The organism is Brenneria roseae subsp. americana, from assembly GCF_003115815.1.
GTDB classification, from domain to species: domain Bacteria; phylum Pseudomonadota; class Gammaproteobacteria; order Enterobacterales; family Enterobacteriaceae; genus Brenneria; species Brenneria roseae.
The window spans coordinates 299,758-317,468 of record NZ_QDKJ01000002.1; the positions used below are offsets into that span (position 1 = coordinate 299,758).

Annotated in this window: 13 protein-coding genes; 7 read left to right on the plus strand and 6 right to left on the minus strand. The window is 53.4% G+C overall.

The genetic code is table 11. The features are described from left to right. A complete protein-coding gene (locus tag B4923_RS03320) occupies nt 1-456 on the minus strand; it encodes an NfeD family protein (protein ID WP_109052938.1) in 456 nt (151 codons plus the stop codon). Continuing rightward, nucleotides 456-1,370 carry an SPFH domain-containing protein gene (locus B4923_RS03325; protein ID WP_109052939.1) on the minus strand — a complete coding sequence of 305 codons (915 nt, stop codon included), beginning with the start codon at nt 1,368-1,370 and terminating at the stop codon, nt 456-458. The genes B4923_RS03320 and B4923_RS03325 overlap by 1 nt, the downstream gene beginning before the upstream one ends. A gap of 316 nt (nt 1,371-1,686) precedes the next feature. On the opposite strand from B4923_RS03325, the gene B4923_RS03330 reads away from it, so the two are divergent. From B4923_RS03330 to B4923_RS03350, 5 genes are all read left to right on the plus strand, one after another. Beyond that, nucleotides 1,687-2,523, plus strand: coding sequence for an ABC transporter ATP-binding protein (locus B4923_RS03330; RefSeq protein WP_109052940.1), 837 nt, complete (start codon nt 1,687-1,689; stop codon nt 2,521-2,523). Then, complete coding sequence (locus tag B4923_RS03335; RefSeq protein ID WP_109052941.1) at nt 2,520-3,365, plus strand: ABC transporter permease; 846 nt, start codon at nt 2,520-2,522, stop codon at nt 3,363-3,365. Before B4923_RS03330 ends, B4923_RS03335 begins: the two co-directional genes overlap by 4 nt. A 36-nt stretch (nt 3,366-3,401) precedes the next feature. Continuing rightward, nucleotides 3,402-4,373, plus strand: a complete 972-nt coding sequence (locus tag B4923_RS03340; protein WP_109052942.1) for an ABC transporter substrate-binding protein — start codon at nt 3,402-3,404, stop codon at nt 4,371-4,373. Nucleotides 4,374-4,387: 14 nt separating this feature from the next. Beyond that, nucleotides 4,388-5,758: an amidase gene (locus tag B4923_RS03345; RefSeq protein ID WP_109052943.1), complete on the plus strand. Its 1,371-nt coding sequence runs from the start codon at nt 4,388-4,390 to the stop codon at nt 5,756-5,758. A 242-nt stretch (nt 5,759-6,000) separates the two neighbouring features. Continuing rightward, nucleotides 6,001-6,792 carry an isochorismatase family protein gene (locus B4923_RS03350; RefSeq protein ID WP_109052944.1) on the plus strand — a complete coding sequence of 264 codons (792 nt, stop codon included), beginning with the start codon at nt 6,001-6,003 and terminating at the stop codon, nt 6,790-6,792. A 12-nt stretch (nt 6,793-6,804) separates the two neighbouring features. On the opposite strand, the gene yfaE is transcribed toward B4923_RS03350, so the two are convergent. The 4 genes from yfaE to ubiG all read right to left on the minus strand — a co-directional run bounded on the left by yfaE (nt 6,805) and on the right by ubiG (nt 11,789). After that, entirely contained in the window at nt 6,805-7,065 is a 261-nt protein-coding gene (yfaE, locus tag B4923_RS03355; protein ID WP_109052945.1) for a class I ribonucleotide reductase maintenance protein YfaE, read from the minus strand. A 5-nt stretch (nt 7,066-7,070) separates the two neighbouring features. Continuing rightward, complete coding sequence (nrdB, locus tag B4923_RS03360) at nt 7,071-8,201, minus strand: class Ia ribonucleoside-diphosphate reductase subunit beta (RefSeq protein WP_109052946.1); 1,131 nt, start codon at nt 8,199-8,201, stop codon at nt 7,071-7,073. 124 nt (nt 8,202-8,325) lie between these two features. Continuing rightward, a complete protein-coding gene (gene nrdA / locus B4923_RS03365) occupies nt 8,326-10,611 on the minus strand; it encodes a class 1a ribonucleoside-diphosphate reductase subunit alpha (RefSeq protein WP_109052947.1) in 2,286 nt (761 codons plus the stop codon). Nucleotides 10,612-11,069: 458 nt separating this feature from the next. Further along, on the minus strand, nt 11,070-11,789 hold the full coding sequence (gene ubiG / locus B4923_RS03370) for a bifunctional 2-polyprenyl-6-hydroxyphenol methylase/3-demethylubiquinol 3-O-methyltransferase UbiG (protein WP_109052948.1): 720 nt from the start codon (nt 11,787-11,789) through the stop codon (nt 11,070-11,072). Nucleotides 11,790-12,024: 235 nt separating this feature from the next. On the opposite strand from ubiG, the gene gyrA reads away from it, so the two are divergent. After that, on the plus strand, nt 12,025-14,667 hold the full coding sequence (gyrA, locus tag B4923_RS03375; RefSeq protein WP_109052949.1) for a DNA topoisomerase (ATP-hydrolyzing) subunit A: 2,643 nt from the start codon (nt 12,025-12,027) through the stop codon (nt 14,665-14,667). A gap of 148 nt (nt 14,668-14,815) precedes the next feature. Beyond that, nucleotides 14,816-17,671 carry a two-component system sensor histidine kinase RcsC gene (rcsC, locus tag B4923_RS03380; RefSeq protein WP_109052950.1) on the plus strand — a complete coding sequence of 952 codons (2,856 nt, stop codon included), beginning with the start codon at nt 14,816-14,818 and terminating at the stop codon, nt 17,669-17,671. The last annotated feature ends 40 nt before the right edge of the window (nt 17,672-17,711 follow it).

Here is a 17,711-nt window from a genome sequence, read left to right on the forward strand (position 1 = left end):
TTAAGACTTCACTTCGCGCACGTACAAGGTTATGCCTTCAACGGCAATCACTTCAATGTGCGTACCGGCAGCCAAATCCTGTGCTGATTTTACCCGCCAGGTGCTGTCGCCGATGCGGGCCCGGCCAAAACCATTGACGACGGGCTCGCTCAGCGTCGCGCGCAGACCAACCAGCTGTTTCCCGCGTTGATTCAGCACACTCTGTGGTTGCGCAAGCGTTCGCCTGCGTAGCCAGTACCACCAGAGCAGAGCGGTGATGATCGTCAGCACGGAAAAGGCGATGCCTTGCCACGGCCACGAAAATGGTACGGCCCATACCAGCAGACCGACCAGTATCGCAGAGATACCGCTCCAGAGCAGATAGCCGCTGGCTCCCAGCATTTCGGCCGCCAGTAACAGGCCGCCGAGCGACAGCCAGAACCAGTGCGCATTTTCCACCACCAGTTCGATGTCCATTATTGGCCTCGGCTATCTTTACTGTCTTTGATCAATTCGGTGATACCGCCGATAGCGCCCATCAGATTACTGGCTTCCAGCGGCATCATGATGACCTTGCTGTTATTGGATGAACCAATCTGTTGCAGGGCATCGGTATATTTCTGGGCGACAAAGTAGTTGATTGCCTGAATGTTACCGGCGGCAATCGCCTCTGATACCATTTTGGTTGCCTGCGCTTCCGCTTCTGCCGCACGTTCACGCGCTTCAGCTTCAAGGAACGCGGACTGACGCTGGCCTTCCGCTTTCAGGATCTGCGACTGTTTTTCGCCTTCAGCGCGCAAAATAGCGGCCTGACGCACCCCTTCCGCTTCAAGAATGTCAGCACGTTTGTTACGTTCGGCTTTCATCTGGGCATTCATTGCCGCAATAAGTTCGGCCGGCGGGCGAACATCGCGGATTTCGATACGGGTAATTTTCACGCCCCACGGATTGGTTGCCTCATCGACAATGTGCAACAGGCGGCTGTTAATGCTGTCACGCTGAGAAAGCATTTCATCCAGTTCCATTGAGCCCAGTACGGTACGGAAGTTGGTCATGGTCAGGTTGACGATGGCCTGTTCCAGATTACTGACTTCATAGGCCGCGCGCGCGGGATCGATAACCTGAATAAAGCAGACCGCATCGATCGCCACATTGGCGTTATCGCGCGAAATGACTTCCTGAGACGGGATATCCAGCACCTGTTCCATCATGTTGATTTTCCGGCCAATGCGATCCATGAACGGCACCACCAGATTAAGACCCGGCATCAGCGTTTTGGTGTAGCGGCCAAAGCGTTCAACGGTCCATTGGTAGCCCTGGGGCACAATTTTAATGCCTGACCAGACGAGGATCAGTGCGACAAAGATCAATACAGGAATCACGGTAAGCATTATCTAAAACCTCCCAGTTGTTTTATCAGATGTTAGTGTAACCCAAGCGTAGCCGGAATCCGTTGCGCTGTGGTTATTTTCCACCGTTTTGTCGCTTTCGGCAGTCTTTGTCCTGTTCTTGTCCCGTTAGTGAAAAACCGGGGCAGGGGAAAACCAGCGAAAAATATGACAGCTTTGATAAGTTTGTCATATTAGACAAGTTTGGAAAGTTTTTGCTACGGTGAATCGACTTCATTAATCCTTGGTCTATATATCCGGCGATACGCCCGTGCTGCGGCAAGGGGTATCCGGAGATGCTGTTAATCAGGAGTATGTGATGAGCCCTTCACCTGCAATAAAAAAAGCGCCGCCTAACGATCCCGCCTCGCCTCCGGTAGCCATCTCGATGAAAGGAGTGAAAAAGCAGTTTCTGGATCACGATGAAAACGTGGTGGATGTGATTAAAGACATCTCAATTGATATCTATCATCGGGAGTTTATCAGTATTGTCGGCCCCAGCGGATGCGGCAAGACCACCATGTTCAACATGATTGCCGGACTGCTGACGCCCACTTCCGGTGATATTCAGGTGTTTGACCAATACTACGCCATTCCCAAGAAAGGGCGGGTGGGTTACATGCTGCAAAAGGATCTGCTGTTTCCCTGGCGCACCATCCTCGATAACGTCTGTCTGGGGCTGGAAATCAGTGAAGTGCCGAAGAAAGAGCGCCATGAGCGCGCCATGGACTACCTACAGAAATATGGTCTGGGCGATTTTGCCCATGCTTATCCCGCCACGCTTTCCGGGGGGATGCGCCAGAGGGCGGCGCTGATCCGTACGCTGGTGATCGACCCGGACATCATCCTGCTTGATGAGCCGTTCTCCGCACTGGATTACCAGACCCGTCTGGTGCTGGAAGAAGAGATCCTGTCGATTCTTAATGAATACGGCAAAACGGTGGTGCTGATCACCCATGACATTGGCGAAGCGATCTCGATGTCCGATCGCATCGTGGTGATGTCGCAGCGGCCGACGTGGAATAAAAAAACCTATGAAGTCGGTCTGGCCAAGCAACATGGCTCTGCCATGGGCGCCCGTAAAGATCCGCGCTATCAACAATTTTTCGACGCGATATGGGCCGATATGGACATTCAACTGGGAGGCCGGCCATGAATACGCCTGTTACCGCTGCGGATAAAAACCGTTCCCGTCTGTCGGCCCTGAGCCGTCGGCGCAAAAAGAAATTTCAGTCGCTGCTGAAAGATAATGGCTGGCGGGCGCTGATCCTCATCACGCTGGTGGCGCTGTGGCAATACGGCGTAGACACCGGCATGGTTAATGCCTTTCTGATGGGCTCTCCGGCGGGGATCTGGCAAGAGTTTGTCCGGTTGCTGGCGAACGGCGAACTGCTGACCAATACCTATGTCACGGTTTACGCCACGGTGACCGGCTTTGTGCTGGGCAGTCTGCTGGGGTCGTTGTCCGGGCTGCTGCTGTGGTATTCACCTACGCTGGCGCGCATCCTCGATCCGTTTTTTATTGCTCTGAACGGACTGCCGAAAATTGCGCTGGCGCCCATCATTATCATCTGGTTCGGCTCCGGGCTGTTTTCCAAAATCGCGCTGGCGTTTATCGCGACTTATATCGTCGCGCTGCTGTCGGCGTGGCAGGGAACGCGCCAGATTGATGACAATCAGGTGAATTTGATGCGTTCGCTGGGGGCCAATAAGAATCAGATTTTCCGCAAAGTGGTGATCCCGTCCACGCTGCCGTGGATCATCTCAGCCTTCCGCCTGAACATCGGTTTCGCGCTGATTGCCGATATCGGTGGGGAATTTATCTCCTCTGATTATGGCCTGGGCAAAATGATTTTCGTCGCCGGTAACCTGTTCAACCTCAATGTGGTGTGGGTCGGCGTCTTTACCCTGCTGTTTGTCGCTATTGTGCTCTATCTGCTGGTTATCCAACTACAGCGCTGGCTGCTGCCCTGGGAACGCCAGTCCGGTAATCGTTAGTCATGCCTTTAACCCATTAATCGAAGGAATTCACAGATGAATAAAATTGTTTCATGGCTGTGTGCCGCCGTCTTTACCCTGGGCTCTGCCGGCGGTTTCGCCGCCGATGGCAAGGCCGATCGCGTACTGGTGACCGAGGCGTTTCACACGCTGTTGTATCTGCCGGTTTATGTGGCGAAACATCAGGGGATGTTTGCTCAGAATCAGATTGATGTGACGACCATCCGCTCGGCCGGCTCCGGCCCTACCGCGCTGGCGGCCGTGCTGTCCGGCGAAGCGCAGTTCTCGGTTCACGGGCCTGAGCATGTGGGATTCGCTCAGCAGAAAGGCGGCAAAGCCAAAGCCGTCAGCGCCGTCGCCAATAGTGCGCCGGTGTGGATACTGGCCAGGCCGGACTTTACCTTTAACTCACCCGCCGATCTGAAAGGTAAACGAGTGGTGTCGGGGCTGGCGCCCGGCACGTCCAATACGCTGCTGCTGCGTTTGCTACAGCAACAGGGTCTGAACGCGAAGCAAGATGTCACGATTGAAGAGGTACAGAACGGCTCGGAGCTGGGACCGTTGCTGGCCGGCAGAGCGGACGCGGCGGTGGTCTATGAGCCTCAGGCGGATCAGGGCATCGGGCAGGGGTTGAAAGTGATTTACGACTTTACCCGCGATTACCCAGAGTATGCGTTCTCCACCATCAATACCTCAGAGAAAATCATCGCCGATAATCCGCAGCTGGTTGCTCGTTTCGTCAAATCCATCAATGAATCGCTGGCCTTTATTCACCAGCATCCGGATGAAGCGAAAAAGGTGGCCCGTCTGGAGTTTGCCTCTCTGGATAGCAAGGTGGTGGATGCCGCGGTGCAGCGCATGATCGACAGTAATGTCTATCCCGCGAACGCGGTTATTTCACCTTTGGCATTCACCACCGCGATCGATATTCAAAAATTCGTCGGCAATATCACGCAGGATATGCCTTATGAACAGATTGTTGACGGTCAGTTCGCCAGCCAGCCCTGATAAGGATCGGTTCTATGAATAATGTGTTAGACCATTCTCCTTTTGCCACGCTTGCCGCCACCCGGCGGCTGTTGGCGGCAGGTAAAGTCTCGCCAAGCGAGTTGCTGAATCACTTTCTGGCGCGTATTGATGAGCGCGATGGTCAGATTAAAGCCTGGCGTTATCTCGACCGGGACGGCGCCAGACGACGGGCGGCGGAGCTGGATCGGCAGATGGCGGCGATTGCCTGCAAACCGGCGCTATTTGGCATTCCCTATGGCGCCAAGGATATCTTCCACACCCGCGGGCTGCCCACCGAGGGCGGTTCTAAAGTTTGTCAGGGGGTGATCTCCACCGAGAACGCCAGCGTTATCGACCGGCTGGATGAGATGGGGGCGCTGTTGCTCGGTAAGCTGACCACAACGGAGTTCGCCAATTTAGGCACGCCGCCGGAAACCGGCAACGCCTGGAATCCACAGCATACGCCCGGTGGTTCAAGCAGCGGTTCCGCGGCGGCGCTTGGCGCGCGCATGGCGCTGATGACGCTGGGTACGCAGACGGCCGGATCGCTGTCCCGTCCGGCGGCGTTTAACGGGGTTACGGTGCTCAAGGCAACCTATGGCCGTATCAGCAAAGCCGGGGTTATCCCGGCCAGTTGGTCGCTTGATCATGTCGGCGCCTTTACGCACACCGTTGAAGATGCGGTGTTGGTGTATAACGCGCTGTCAGGGCCGGACCCGCGGGATGAAACCACCCAGACGCTGCCTTACACGCCGTTGCAACTGAGGGAAAAACACGATTATACCGTCGGCATCGTGGAACATCCGTGGTTTGACTGCGTGGATGATGAGATCGGCGTTGCCTGCCGGAAGGCGATGGACGAACTGGCCGGACGCGGCGTTCGAGTGCGGCGCATCGGTCTGCCGGAGAGCTTTGAGGCGGCCTGTCAGGCCCATCAGATTGTGATGCAGGCGGAATGTGCGGCCTATCACCGCACGACATTCCTGCAAACGCCGACGTTGTTCGGCGCCTATTTACAGGAATTTCTGCAACAAGGTCTGGCTATTTCCGCCCATGAGTATCTGCAAGCTCAGCAGACTCGTGCCCGTTACCGCGCGGATCTGGCGGCGCTGTTTGACGGAGTGGATCTCCTGATGACGCCGGCTGCGCCGACGCTGGCGCCTTATAGCCTGGAACGCACCGGTTCGCCGGCGTTTAATATGCCGTTCACCAATGCCGGCGTGCCGACGCTGACGCTGCCGGTCGGTTTTTCCCGTTCGGGATTGCCCATCGGTATGCAGTGGGTGGCCCGGCACGGTAATGAACAGGCGCTGGTGGACCTGGGGTTATACTATCAGCAGATGACCGACTGGCATGCCTGTTTACCTCCGGTCTGTCAGCACTGAAAATAACCCGCTCGCTGGTGTAGTCTGGTCCAGCAGGCGGGAGACAAACGCATGATGATTTTTTTGATGACGGGTCGTCACGTTGTGACGTTGAAAAACGCTTCCGGCGTTTTTTTATGACGGGCTATCCCTGCCGTCCCCCTGTGGGCCGTCGCAAGCGACGTTAAAAAATGCTCCAGACGTTTTTTTAAGCGCACGGTCTGTGCGCGGTAGTCTTTTCCGGTTAACCAGGATGGCGTGTTATGTACGATAAATTATTGACGGTGTCTGATGCGGCAAAAATGTTGGGGATTTCCGCCAGCACCTTAAGGCGTCTGGAGGAAAATGGTGAGGTGAAAACCTATGGCCTCAAGGTGGTTTATACCCCCGGCGGCCAGCGCCGCTATCTGGCCGATGAAATCCAGCGTATTTATTCACAGACGGGGTTTGCCAGCCAAATTGGTTTCGGCTCTAAAGCGGCCATTCTGATACGGGACGTGACCTATGCCTTTATGGATTCGGGTTCCACGCTGGCGATCAACACGTCGTTCAATAAAATCGCCCTGCGTCAACTGCTGGAAATGGCGAAACAACGTCAATTGCCGACGGTTTTTACCCGCACGGTTTATCAGGAAGATCATCCTTTTTCCCGCATGTGGGGGAAAAAGTTTTCCTCCATTACCGTCCTGACCGATGGGGCTTATCTCAACCGGATCGATGCGGCGCTGGAGGATATCTCGTTCGATCGGATGCAGTCCACGTGCTATATCTCCGATTTTCACGGCCACGATCTGGCTAACTGGTTAAAGCAGCGGGACGTTGATACGGTAATTCTGGGGGGCGTAACCGCCAGCGGCAGTTTGCGCGCCACGGCGATTGAAGCGTTTCAGGAGGGGTTTCATGTGGTGGTGCCGCGGGAGCTGGTCGGCGACAGAAGTCAGTCGGTACTGGATTTTACGCTGTTGGATCTTAATGCCCGCTATGCCGATGTGCTTGGCATTGACGAGGTATTTGGCTGGCTGGCCGATCAACCGGTTCTGGCGGAACCGGTGTAACCGGTCGATGCGTCACATATCCAGTTCGATATCGTTCAGCGGCATACAGCAACAGGGCAGGATTTCCCCCTGTTGCAGGCAAGCTAACGGCGTCTGGCGATAAGCGACTTTGCCTTTGAGCAGACGCAGGCGACAAGAGCCGCAGTACCCGGATCGGCACTGGTATTCGACGCTCACCTGATGAGACTCCAGCACATCCAGCAATGAATGCCCGTTGTCGGTGCAGGCGATCTGCGCACCTGACGTGCGCAGCGTGATGGTTGCGTTATCCATGGCGGTTAAAGCTGGAAATCACTCAGATCGTCAGCATTCATTTCAGAATCAATCTGACCGACCAGATAAGAGCTGACCTCGACTTCCTGCGGCGCGACCTGAACATTATCGGAAACCAGCCAGGCGTTAATCCACGGAATCGGGTTGGTGCGCGTTTCAAACGGCAACGACAGACCAACGGCCTGCATACGGATGTTGGTAATATATTCCACGTACTGGCACAGAATATCTTTGTTCAGGCCAATCATCGAACCATCGCGGAACAGATATTCCGCCCACTCTTTTTCCTGCTGTGCGGCGAGCACGAACAGGTCGTAGCATTCCTGCTGGCACTCTGCGGCAATTTTAGCCATCTCCGGATCATCATTCCCGGAGCGCATCAGGTTCAGCATATGCTGGGTGCCGGTCAGATGCAGCGCTTCATCGCGGGCAATCAGCTTGATGATTTTGGCGTTGCCTTCCATCAGTTCACGTTCCGCAAAGGCGAATGAACAGGCGAAGCTGACGTAGAAACGGATCGCTTCCAGCGCATTGACGCTCATCAGGCACAGATAAAGTTTTTTCTTCAGTTCATACAGGTTAACGGTAACGGTTTCGCCATTGACCTGATGCGTTCCTTCTCCCAGCAGGTGGTAGTAGCTGGTCATTTCGATGAGCGAGTCGTAGTAACCGGAAATATCTTTGGCGCGCTTCAGAATTTCTTCATTGGTAACGATGTCGTCAAAAACCAGCGACGGATCGTTAACGATGTTGCGGATAATATGGGTATATGACCGGGAGTGAATGGTTTCGGAAAACGCCCAGGTTTCTACCCAGGTTTCCAGCTCAGGAATGGAAATCAGCGGCAGCAGCGCTACGTTCGGGCTACGGCCCTGAATGGAATCCAGCAGAGTCTGGTATTTCAGGTTGCTGATAAAAATGTGTTTCTCATGCTCAGGCAGCGCCTGATAGTCGATACGGTCACGGGATACGTCAACTTCTTCCGGGCGCCAGAAGAAGGAAAGTTGTTTTTCAATCAGTTTTTCAAAGATCTCATATTTTTGCTGATCGAAACGGGCAACGTTAACCGACTGACCGAAGAACATCGGTTCGAGTAACTGGTCGTTTTTATTCTGTGAAAAAGTGGTATAGGCCATGGGTCTCTCCGAAAAAAATGCCTGGAGCATTTTTTAACGCCGCTTATGGCGGCCCGTAGGGGGGCGGGCAGGGATTGCCCGCCATAAAGGATAAAAGGCTGCCGTGCAGCCCCTTGATACTGGCTTAAATCTTACACGCGCCGCCTTCGCAGCCATCATCCTGCGGTTCTGCCAGCAGGTCATCCTGCGCATCTTCCGCGCCGTCGCGGGTGTTCTGGTAGTAGAGCGTTTTTACGCCGAACTTGTACGCCGTCAGCAAATCTTTCAACAGTTGCTTCATCGGCACTTTCCCTGACGGGAAGCGTGACGGATCGTAATTGGTATTGGAAGAAATTGCCTGATCGACAAATTTCTGCATCACGCCAACCAGTTGCAGATAGCCGTCGTTGTTTGGCATTTCCCACAGCAGTTCATAAGCGTCTTTCAGCGTTTCATATTCCGGCACAACCTGACGCAGGATGCCGTCTTTTGACGCTTTGACGCTGATGTGTCCGCGCGGCGGCTCAATGCCGTTGGTGGCATTGGAGATCTGCGAAGACGTTTCGGAAGGCATCAGTGCCGACAGCGTCGAGTTGCGCAGGCCGAATTCCTGAATGTCTTTACGCAGCGCTTCCCAGTCATAATGCAGCGGTTCGCTACAAATCGCGTCAAGATCGCGTTTGTAAGTGTCAATCGGCAGCACGCCCTGAGAGTAGGTGGTTTCATTGAACCACGGGCAGGCGCCTTGTTCGCGAGCCAGCACGTTAGAGGCTTTCAACAGGTAGTATTGAATGGCTTCAAAGGTTCTGTGAGTCAGGTTGTTGGCGCTGCTATCGGAATAACGCACGCCATTTTTCGCCAGATAGTAAGCGAAGTTAATCACGCCGATACCCAGAGTACGACGTCCCATTGCGCCTCGCTGGGCTGCCGGAATCGGGTAGTCCTGATAATCCAGCAGGGCGTCCAGCGCGCGAACCGCCAGCGTTGCCAGTTCTTCCAGATCGTCCAGACTGTCGATGGCGCCGAGGTTGAACGCGGACAGCGTACACAGGGCAATCTCGCCGTTTTCGTCATTCACGTCATCCAGCGGTTTGGTTGGCAGCGCAATTTCCAGACACAGGTTGGACTGGCGCACCGGCGCGACCTGTGCGTCAAACGGACTGTGCGTATTGCAGTGATCCACGTTCTGGATATAGATTCGGCCAGTGGACGCGCGCTCTTGCATCATCAGCGAGAACAATTCGACCGCTTTGATCCGCTGTTTGCGGATGCTGTCATCCTGCTCGTATTGCACATACAGACGTTCAAATTCATCCTGATCGGCAAAGAAGGCGTCATACAGTCCCGGAACGTCAGATGGGCTGAACAGCGTGATGTCTTCACCTTTGACCAGACGCTGATACATCAGCTTGTTCAACTGTACCCCGTAGTCGAGATGACGAACGCGGTTGCCTTCAACGCCGCGGTTGTTTTTCAGTACCAGCAGGCTTTCCACTTCCAGATGCCACAGCGGGTAGAACAGCGTAGCGGCGCCGCCGCGCACGCCGCCCTGAGAACAGGACTTCACCGCGGTCTGGAAATGTTTGTAGAATGGGATACAGCCGGTATGGAAGGCTTCTCCGCCGCGGATCGGGCTGCCGAGCGCACGAATGCGGCCTGCGTTGATACCAATCCCCGCCCGCTGGGAAACGTATTTCACGATGGCGCTTGAGGTGGCGTTGATGGAATCCAGGCTATCGCCACATTCGATCAGTACGCAAGAGCTGAACTGACGAGTGGGGGTGCGCACGCCGGCCATGATGGGGGTTGGCAGCGAAATCTTGAACGTTGAGATCGCATCGTAGAAGCGTTTGATATAGCCCAGACGGGTTTCTTTGGGATAGCCGGAGAACAGACAGGCGGCGACCAGAATATACAGAAACTGGGCGCTTTCGTAGATATCGCCGGTTACGCGGTTCTGAGCCAGATATTTCCCTTCCAGCTGTTTAACTGCGGCATAAGAGAAGTTCATGTCACGCCAGTGATCGATAAAGGCGTCCATTTCAGCGAACTCTTCCGCACTATAGTCTTCCAGCAGGTGTTTGTCGTATTTTCCCATCTCGACCATTTTGGCGACGTGATCCAGCAGTGCCGGCGGTTCAAACTGGCCGTAGGCTTTTTTGCGCAGATGGAAGATCGCCAGACGCGCAGCCAGATATTGGTAATCCGGGCTTTCACGGGAAATCAGGTCGGCAGCCGCCTTGATGATGGTTTCATGGATATCAGAGGTTTTGATGCCGTCATAAAACTGAATGTGGGAGCGCAGTTCCACCTGAGAAACGGAAACATTGTGCAAACCTTCTGCGGCCCAGGTAATGACGCGATGGATCTTATCCAGATTGATTTTTTCTTTTGTGCCATCACGTTTGGTAACGAGCAAGCTCTGGTTCATGAGAAGTAACACCTTTGGTTTTTCTGCCCCATCCTTCGTGCGTGCGAAAAACGGCACGGCGGGCACACTTGTGCCTTTCTGCCAGAAGCAAACACTATATGTAGGGGGTTGGGTTTGGTTTGACAACAAGATAATGAGAAAAATGTGTTATTGCAAGTGAACAAAACCGCGGTAATTTGTGGATAACTTAGGGAGGAAATGTTATTGATTCGCTAACTGCCTGTTTGCTCGGGCTCTCCGGTATTGTCAACCGGTGGGGAGAAAAAACGAAATAATTGATCGGTTGGCGTTTTATTGTGCGTGTCGAAAATTATCATATTGATCAAATCGTAAAGCGGAAAAATAAACTCGGACTTATCTGATGATTAAGGCTGAGGTTTTGGCCGGCCTGCGAACCGGTTCCGTCATCCCCGCGAAGACAGAAAGTCGTTCACTTCGCGGGGGATGGGAGAACGTATTTATGCTTCGTGCCGGGTATGCAACATATAGTTCACATCCACATTCGGGCCGAGCTTGAAGTGGTCCATCAGCGGGTTGTAATGCAGTCCGATGATATGTTTCTCACGCAGCGGGGTGGTATCAATCCACGCCATGAGTTCAGCCGGACGGATGAATTTTTTTATGTCGTGCGTGCCGCGCGGCACCATTTTCAGAACATATTCTGCGCCGATCACCGCCATCATCCAGGCTTTGGCGTTGCGGTTGATGGTGGAAAAAAAGACATGGCCGCCCGGTTTGACCAGCCTGGCGCAGGCCTGAACGACAGACTGCGGATCGGGAACATGCTCCAGCATTTCCATACAGGTGACGACGTCGTATTCGCCGGCGTGCGCCTGCGCATGGGACTCTACGGTTTCCTGCACATAATTTACCGCCATGCCGCTTTCCAACGCGTGCAAACGTGCAACCTGTAAGGGTTCCGCTCCCATATCCAGACCGGTTACCTCGGCGCCTTCACGCGCCATGCTTTCGGCCAGAATGCCGCCGCCGCAGCCGACATCCAGGATTTTCTTGCCAAACAAACCTTCCGCCCGCTGGGCGATATAGCCCAGGCGCAGTGGGTTGATGCGGTGTAGCGGTTTGAATTCGCCTTCCAGATCCCACCAGCGGGAAGCGATCGCCTCGAATTTGGCAATTTCCTGATGATCGACGTTTGGGGTTTGATGTTCAGCGTTCATTTACAATCACGACCTTTGGTTATCTTCAATTAAACGCGAGTATATCGATACCGTTCACGATGTTGTAGCGCTCATCGATTTGCTCCCGGGATGATTTAGCCACTGTCCGTTATTTCTGCTGGTGCGAAGTATCACGTCATTGATTGCGGGGAGTTTCCCCCGAAACGGCGGTTTGTGATATAATTTTCCACCTTTTGAACTCGGGTAGATGCATAAATAGAGGGATAGCGGCTCCATGAGCGACCTTGCCAGAGAAATCACACCGGTCAACATTGAAGAAGAGCTGAAAAGCTCGTATCTGGACTATGCCATGTCCGTTATTGTCGGGCGTGCGTTACCAGATGTTCGTGATGGACTAAAACCGGTACACCGTCGCGTACTGTACGCGATGAGCGTATTGGGGAACGACTGGAATAAACCTTATAAAAAATCGGCCCGTGTTGTCGGGGACGTGATCGGTAAATATCACCCGCATGGTGATACTGCGGTCTACGATACCATTGTGCGTATGGCGCAACCTTTCTCACTGCGTTATACGCTGGTGGACGGGCAGGGTAACTTCGGCTCCATTGACGGCGACTCCGCGGCGGCGATGCGTTATACCGAAGTTCGTATGGCGAAAATTGCCCATGAACTGCTGGCCGATCTGGAAAAAGATACGGTTGATTTTGTGCCTAACTATGACGGCACGGAGCAGATTCCTGATGTTATGCCAACCCGTATCCCCAACCTGTTGGTCAACGGGTCTTCCGGTATTGCGGTTGGGATGGCGACCAACATTCCGCCCCATAACCTGACGGAAGTGGTGAACGGCTGTCTGGCCTATATCGACGACGAAAATATCAGCCTTGAAGGCCTGATGGAGCACATTAAAGGGCCCGATTTCCCGACGGCCGCCATCATCAACGGCAGACGAGGTATTGAAGAGGCGTACCGCACCGGGCGCGGCAAGATCTACATTCGCGCGCGCGCTGAAGTAGAAGCCGACGCCAAAACCGGACGCGAAACCATTATCGTGCATGAAATTCCTTATCAGGTGAACAAAGCGCGCCTGATTGAGAAGATTGCCGAACTGGTAAAAGACAAGCGAGTTGAAGGCATCAGTGCACTGCGTGACGAGTCTGATAAAGACGGTATGCGCATTGTCATTGAGATCAAGCGTGACGCCGTGGGCGAAGTCGTCCTGAATAACCTTTACTCTCAGACGCAACTGCAAACGTCTTTCGGCATCAACATGGTGGCACTGCATCAGGGCCAGCCTAAGATCATGGCGCTGAAAGACATTCTGGCTGCTTTTGTGCGCCACCGCCGTGAAGTAGTGACGCGCCGTACCATTTTTGAACTGCGCAAAGCTCGCGACCGGGCCCATATTTTGGAAGGCCTGGCGATCGCGCTGGCGAATATCGATCCGATTATCGAACTGATTCGTCGCGCGCCGTCACCGGCAGAAGCGAAAGCCTCGCTGATTGCCGAGTCGTGGGAGCTGGGTACGGTGGCGGCCATGCTGGAACGTTCGGGTGATGATGCTGCGCGTCCTGAATGGCTGGAACCGGAATTTGGTATCCGCGAGGGCCGCTATTATCTGACCGAGCAGCAGGCTCAGGCGATTCTGGATCTGCGTTTGCAGAAACTGACCGGTCTTGAGCATGAAAAACTGCTGGATGAGTATAAAGAACTGCTGACTCAGATCGCCGAGTTGCTTTATATCCTGAACAGCCCGGACCGCCTGATGGAAGTCATTCGTGAAGAGCTGGAAGCGATCAAAACGCAATACAGCGATGAACGTCGTACTGAGATCACCGCTAACACGGCCGACATCAACATCGAAGATTTGATCAACGAGGAAGATGTGGTGGTGACCCTGTCTCATCAGGGGTATGTGAAATATCAGCCGCTGAGCGACTATGAAGCCCAGCGTCGTGGCGGTCGCGGTAAGTCTGCCGCGCGTATTAAAGAAGAAGATTTCATCGATCGTCTGCTGGTGGCCAACACCCATGACACGATCCTGTGCTTCTCCAGCCGTGGTCGTCTGTACTGGATGAAGGTGTATCAACTGCCGGAAGCCAGCCGTGGTGCTCGCGGTCGTCCGATCGTCAACCTGTTGCCGCTTGAGGCGGATGAACGTATCACGGCAATTCTGCCGGTTCGCGAATATGAAGAAGGTCGCCATGTGTTTATGGCAACCGCCAGCGGTACGGTGAAAAAGACCGCACTGACGGAATTCAGCCGTCCGCGTAGCGCCGGTATTATCGCCGTCAACCTGAATGACGGTGATGAACTGATTGGCGTCGATTTGACCGACGGTCAAAACGAGGCGATGCTGTTCTCGGCGGAAGGGAAAGTGGTGCGCTTCTCTGAAGGCGCGGTACGCTCTATGGGCCGGACGGCTACCGGGGTTCGCGGCATCAACCTGCAAGGCGAAGATCGCGTCGTATCGTTGATTATTCCTCGCGGTGAAGGCGATATTCTGACCGTGACGCAAAATGGTTTTGGTAAACGTACCGCCGTCAGCGAGTACCCGACCAAATCCCGCGCCACGAAAGGGGTTATCTCCATCAAGGTGAGCGAACGTAACGGTAAAGTGGTTGGCGCCGTTCAGGTTGACGCTGCCGATCAGATCATGATGATCACCGATGCGGGAACGCTGGTTCGTACGCGGGTGTCTGAAGTCAGTATTGTGGGCCGTAACACCCAGGGTGTTACGTTGATCCGTACGGCGGAAGATGAACATGTCGTCGGTCTGCAACGCGTTGCTGAACCGGTCGAGGATGAAGAGTTGGATGGCGTCGTAAACGTTGAAGGTGAAATAGCCGAAGACGAAGACATCGCCGACGATATCGACGCCGATGATGACGTAGCGGAAGACGACGAAGATTAAGTTTTCGTTATACCCTGGAGTTTGGCGGGGATATCGGTAATAAACCTGAGCCAGCGCGTGATGCGCTGGCTTTTTTTATGCAGGATCGGTAGTGTATCGGCAGGTGTGCAACACTGGTTAATCTTTTTCTCAATTCAACGGTATCCACTTGAAATATCTCGCCTCGTTCCATACGACATTAAAAGTCTCCCGTTATTTATTTCGGGTGCTGGCAATTATGCTATGGGTGCTCGGCGCGCTGATATCCGTGTTTTATATCAGTAACGTATTGAATGAAAAAGAATCGGATTTACGTCAGGAATATAACCTGAGTTTCGATCAATCGCAGGGATATATTCGCCACGCGGCTGATATTGTTCGTGAGCTTAAATATCTGGCTGCCAATCGTCTGGCGAGTCCGGCAGAAAAAACGGATAGTCCGATAGATAACGATCCCGGTCTATCTATTTATCCGATTTTGCCAGGTGCTGATTGTTACGATGGGGATCATAATCACTCACTGGTGTCGTTAAGTGATTTTTTTGATGGCTGGCGAGAAAACTTTTCAGCGGTATACGATCTCAATCGGGTATTTTTTGTCGGGGGCGATCAGCAGTGCATGGTGGATTTTGGCATCCGCAACCAGTCGCTGGATCGCGATAATCTGTTTAAAAATGTCCAGAATCGTTTTCAGGAACAGAAGAATGCTATTCGGTCGGCATCTCAGGATGAAACGGTCTACTGGATTACACCCGCACAGGCACCCGATGTCGGTTATTTATATGCGCTGACGCCGATTTATGTAGGGAATAAGCTTGAAGTTATCATGGGGATTGAACAGACAATCCGCCTGGATGATTTCGTGTCGGTCGGGAAATTCCCGATCAGCGTGCAATTGATTAACCAATATAACCAGCCGATTCTGCATTTTTCCGAAAGCAAAAGCCGCAACGTTCCTTCCGCCAGCACAAACCCGATAGACCACAACTATTTCGGCTATGTGAACGGCTATGATGAAATCATCCTGAAAAAGAGCCTGCCTCCCACGGCGTTCAGTATTATCTATTCGCTTCCTCTGCGAGTATTGCTGTCCCATATCAGCACTCTGATCATTAATATGGCGCTGTTCAATACGCTGTCAGCCATATTGCTGTTTGTGCTGGCCTGGATCTTTGAACGGAAAATGCTGTTGCCCGCGGAAGTGAATGCTTTCCAGCTAGAGGAAAACGAGCAGTTCAACCGTAAAATCGTGGCCTCTGCGCCGGTGGGCATCTGTATTCTGCGGATTAACGATGGCACCAATATTCTCAGTAATGAGCTGGCGCATAATTATCTGAATTTGCTGACCCATGAAGATCGGCTGCGTATTACCCGTATTATTTGCGAGCAGCAATCCAAATTTGTCGATGTGCTGACCAGCAGAAATCATCATCTGCAAATCAGCTTCGTCCATTCCCGCTATCGTAATGAGAATGTGGCGATCTGCGTACTGCTTGACGTCAGCGCGCGCGTAAAAATGGAAGAGTCGCTACAGGAAATGGCCAATGCCGCCGAGCAGGCCAGCCAGTCCAAATCCATGTTTCTGGCGACGGTAAGCCATGAATTGCGCACGCCGCTGTATGGCATTATCGGCAACCTGGACTTATTACAGACGAAAGCGTTGCCTAAGGACGTGAGTCGTTTGGTCGCGGCGATGAATAACTCCTCATCGCTATTGTTGAAGATCATCAGCGACATTCTCGATTTTTCCAAGATCGAGTCAGAGCAGCTGAAGATTGAACCCTGCCAGTTCGCTCCACACGAAGTGATCAGCCACATCACCAGCAACTATTTGCCGCTGGTGGTGAAGAAACACCTTACGCTGTACTGCTTTATCGATCCCAATGTTCCGGTCAGTTTGTCTGGCGATCCCGTTCGTTTGCAGCAGGTACTTTCCAACCTGCTGAGTAATGCCATCAAGTTCACTGATACGGGATGCATTATTTTTCAGGTGGAATGTCGGGATGGTTATCTGGAGTTTCTGGTGCGTGATACTGGCGTGGGGATCCTGCCGCGTGAAGCAGCGAAGCTTTTTGATCCCTTCTTTCAGGCTGGTAGCGGGGTGCAGCGCCATTTTCAGGGCACTGGGCTGGGGTTGGCGATCTGTGAAAAGCTGGTCAATCTGATGGATGGCGATATCTCGATCGAATCGGAACCTGGACTGGGCAGCCAGTTTGGTATCAGAATTCCGCTCTATAAGGCACATTATGCTCCGGTCCCCATCAATGCTGGTTTGCAGGGGAAAATGTGCTGGCTGATGGTGCGCAATATCCGGCTGGAGTCTTATCTGCTCGCCTTTTTACAGGAGCACGGTTTGCGGGCTTGCCGTTACCAGCGTCAGACCATTGGTAGTGATGATGTGATTATCAGCGATTCCGACGTGTCTGAATCGCTTGATGCCCGTGCACGGATCGTTATCAGTGGTTCACATACGGGGTCTGCGCAGGAAATCAGCCCGGGATACTGGCTGCACAGTACGTCTATGCCGCAGTATTTGCCGGATTTGCTGGAAAGAATATATCGTCCGCAAACGGAAGATGGTTCGTCCGCGGCGCTTTCAACGCCGTTGACCAACTATAGCCGGACCGAGAACGGCGATGTCATGATTCTGGTCGTTGACGATCATCCGATTAACCGACGGTTGTTGGCGGATCAGCTTGGCTCACTGGGTTATATGGCCATGACGGCAAACGATGGGGTTGATGCGCTGAGCGTGTTGGGTAAAAACGATGTCGATATTGTGCTGACGGACGTCAATATGCCGAATATGGATGGTTATCGGTTGACGCAATGTCTGCGGGAGCAGGGACGACATTTCCCGGTCATCGGCGTGACGGCGAATGCGTTGGCGGAAGAGCGGCAGCGCTGTTTACAGGCGGGAATGGACAACTGTTTATCCAAACCTGTAACGTTGGATACCCTGCAACAAACGCTGTCCTATTACAGCGATGTGGTGCGTCAATCCAGAGCAGCCACTGAAACCTGAATGACCCGGACTTTCCCCCGTGAAGAGAAGCGCCCGGGAT

Coding starts and splice junctions, on each gene's coding strand:
- B4923_RS03320 (WP_109052938.1), bottom strand. CDS start 456: ATGGACATCGAACTGGTGGTGGAAAATGCGCACTGGTTCTGGCTGTCG.
- B4923_RS03325 (WP_109052939.1), bottom strand. CDS start 1,370: ATGCTTACCGTGATTCCTGTATTGATCTTTGTCGCACTGATCCTCGTC.
- B4923_RS03330 (WP_109052940.1), top strand. CDS start 1,687: ATGAGCCCTTCACCTGCAATAAAAAAAGCGCCGCCTAACGATCCCGCC.
- B4923_RS03335 (WP_109052941.1), top strand. CDS start 2,520: ATGAATACGCCTGTTACCGCTGCGGATAAAAACCGTTCCCGTCTGTCG.
- B4923_RS03340 (WP_109052942.1), top strand. CDS start 3,402: ATGAATAAAATTGTTTCATGGCTGTGTGCCGCCGTCTTTACCCTGGGC.
- B4923_RS03345 (WP_109052943.1), top strand. CDS start 4,388: ATGAATAATGTGTTAGACCATTCTCCTTTTGCCACGCTTGCCGCCACC.
- B4923_RS03350 (WP_109052944.1), top strand. CDS start 6,001: ATGTACGATAAATTATTGACGGTGTCTGATGCGGCAAAAATGTTGGGG.
- yfaE (WP_109052945.1), bottom strand. CDS start 7,065: ATGGATAACGCAACCATCACGCTGCGCACGTCAGGTGCGCAGATCGCC.
- nrdB (WP_109052946.1), bottom strand. CDS start 8,201: ATGGCCTATACCACTTTTTCACAGAATAAAAACGACCAGTTACTCGAA.
- nrdA (WP_109052947.1), bottom strand. CDS start 10,611: ATGAACCAGAGCTTGCTCGTTACCAAACGTGATGGCACAAAAGAAAAA.
- ubiG (WP_109052948.1), bottom strand. CDS start 11,789: ATGAACGCTGAACATCAAACCCCAAACGTCGATCATCAGGAAATTGCC.
- gyrA (WP_109052949.1), top strand. CDS start 12,025: ATGAGCGACCTTGCCAGAGAAATCACACCGGTCAACATTGAAGAAGAG.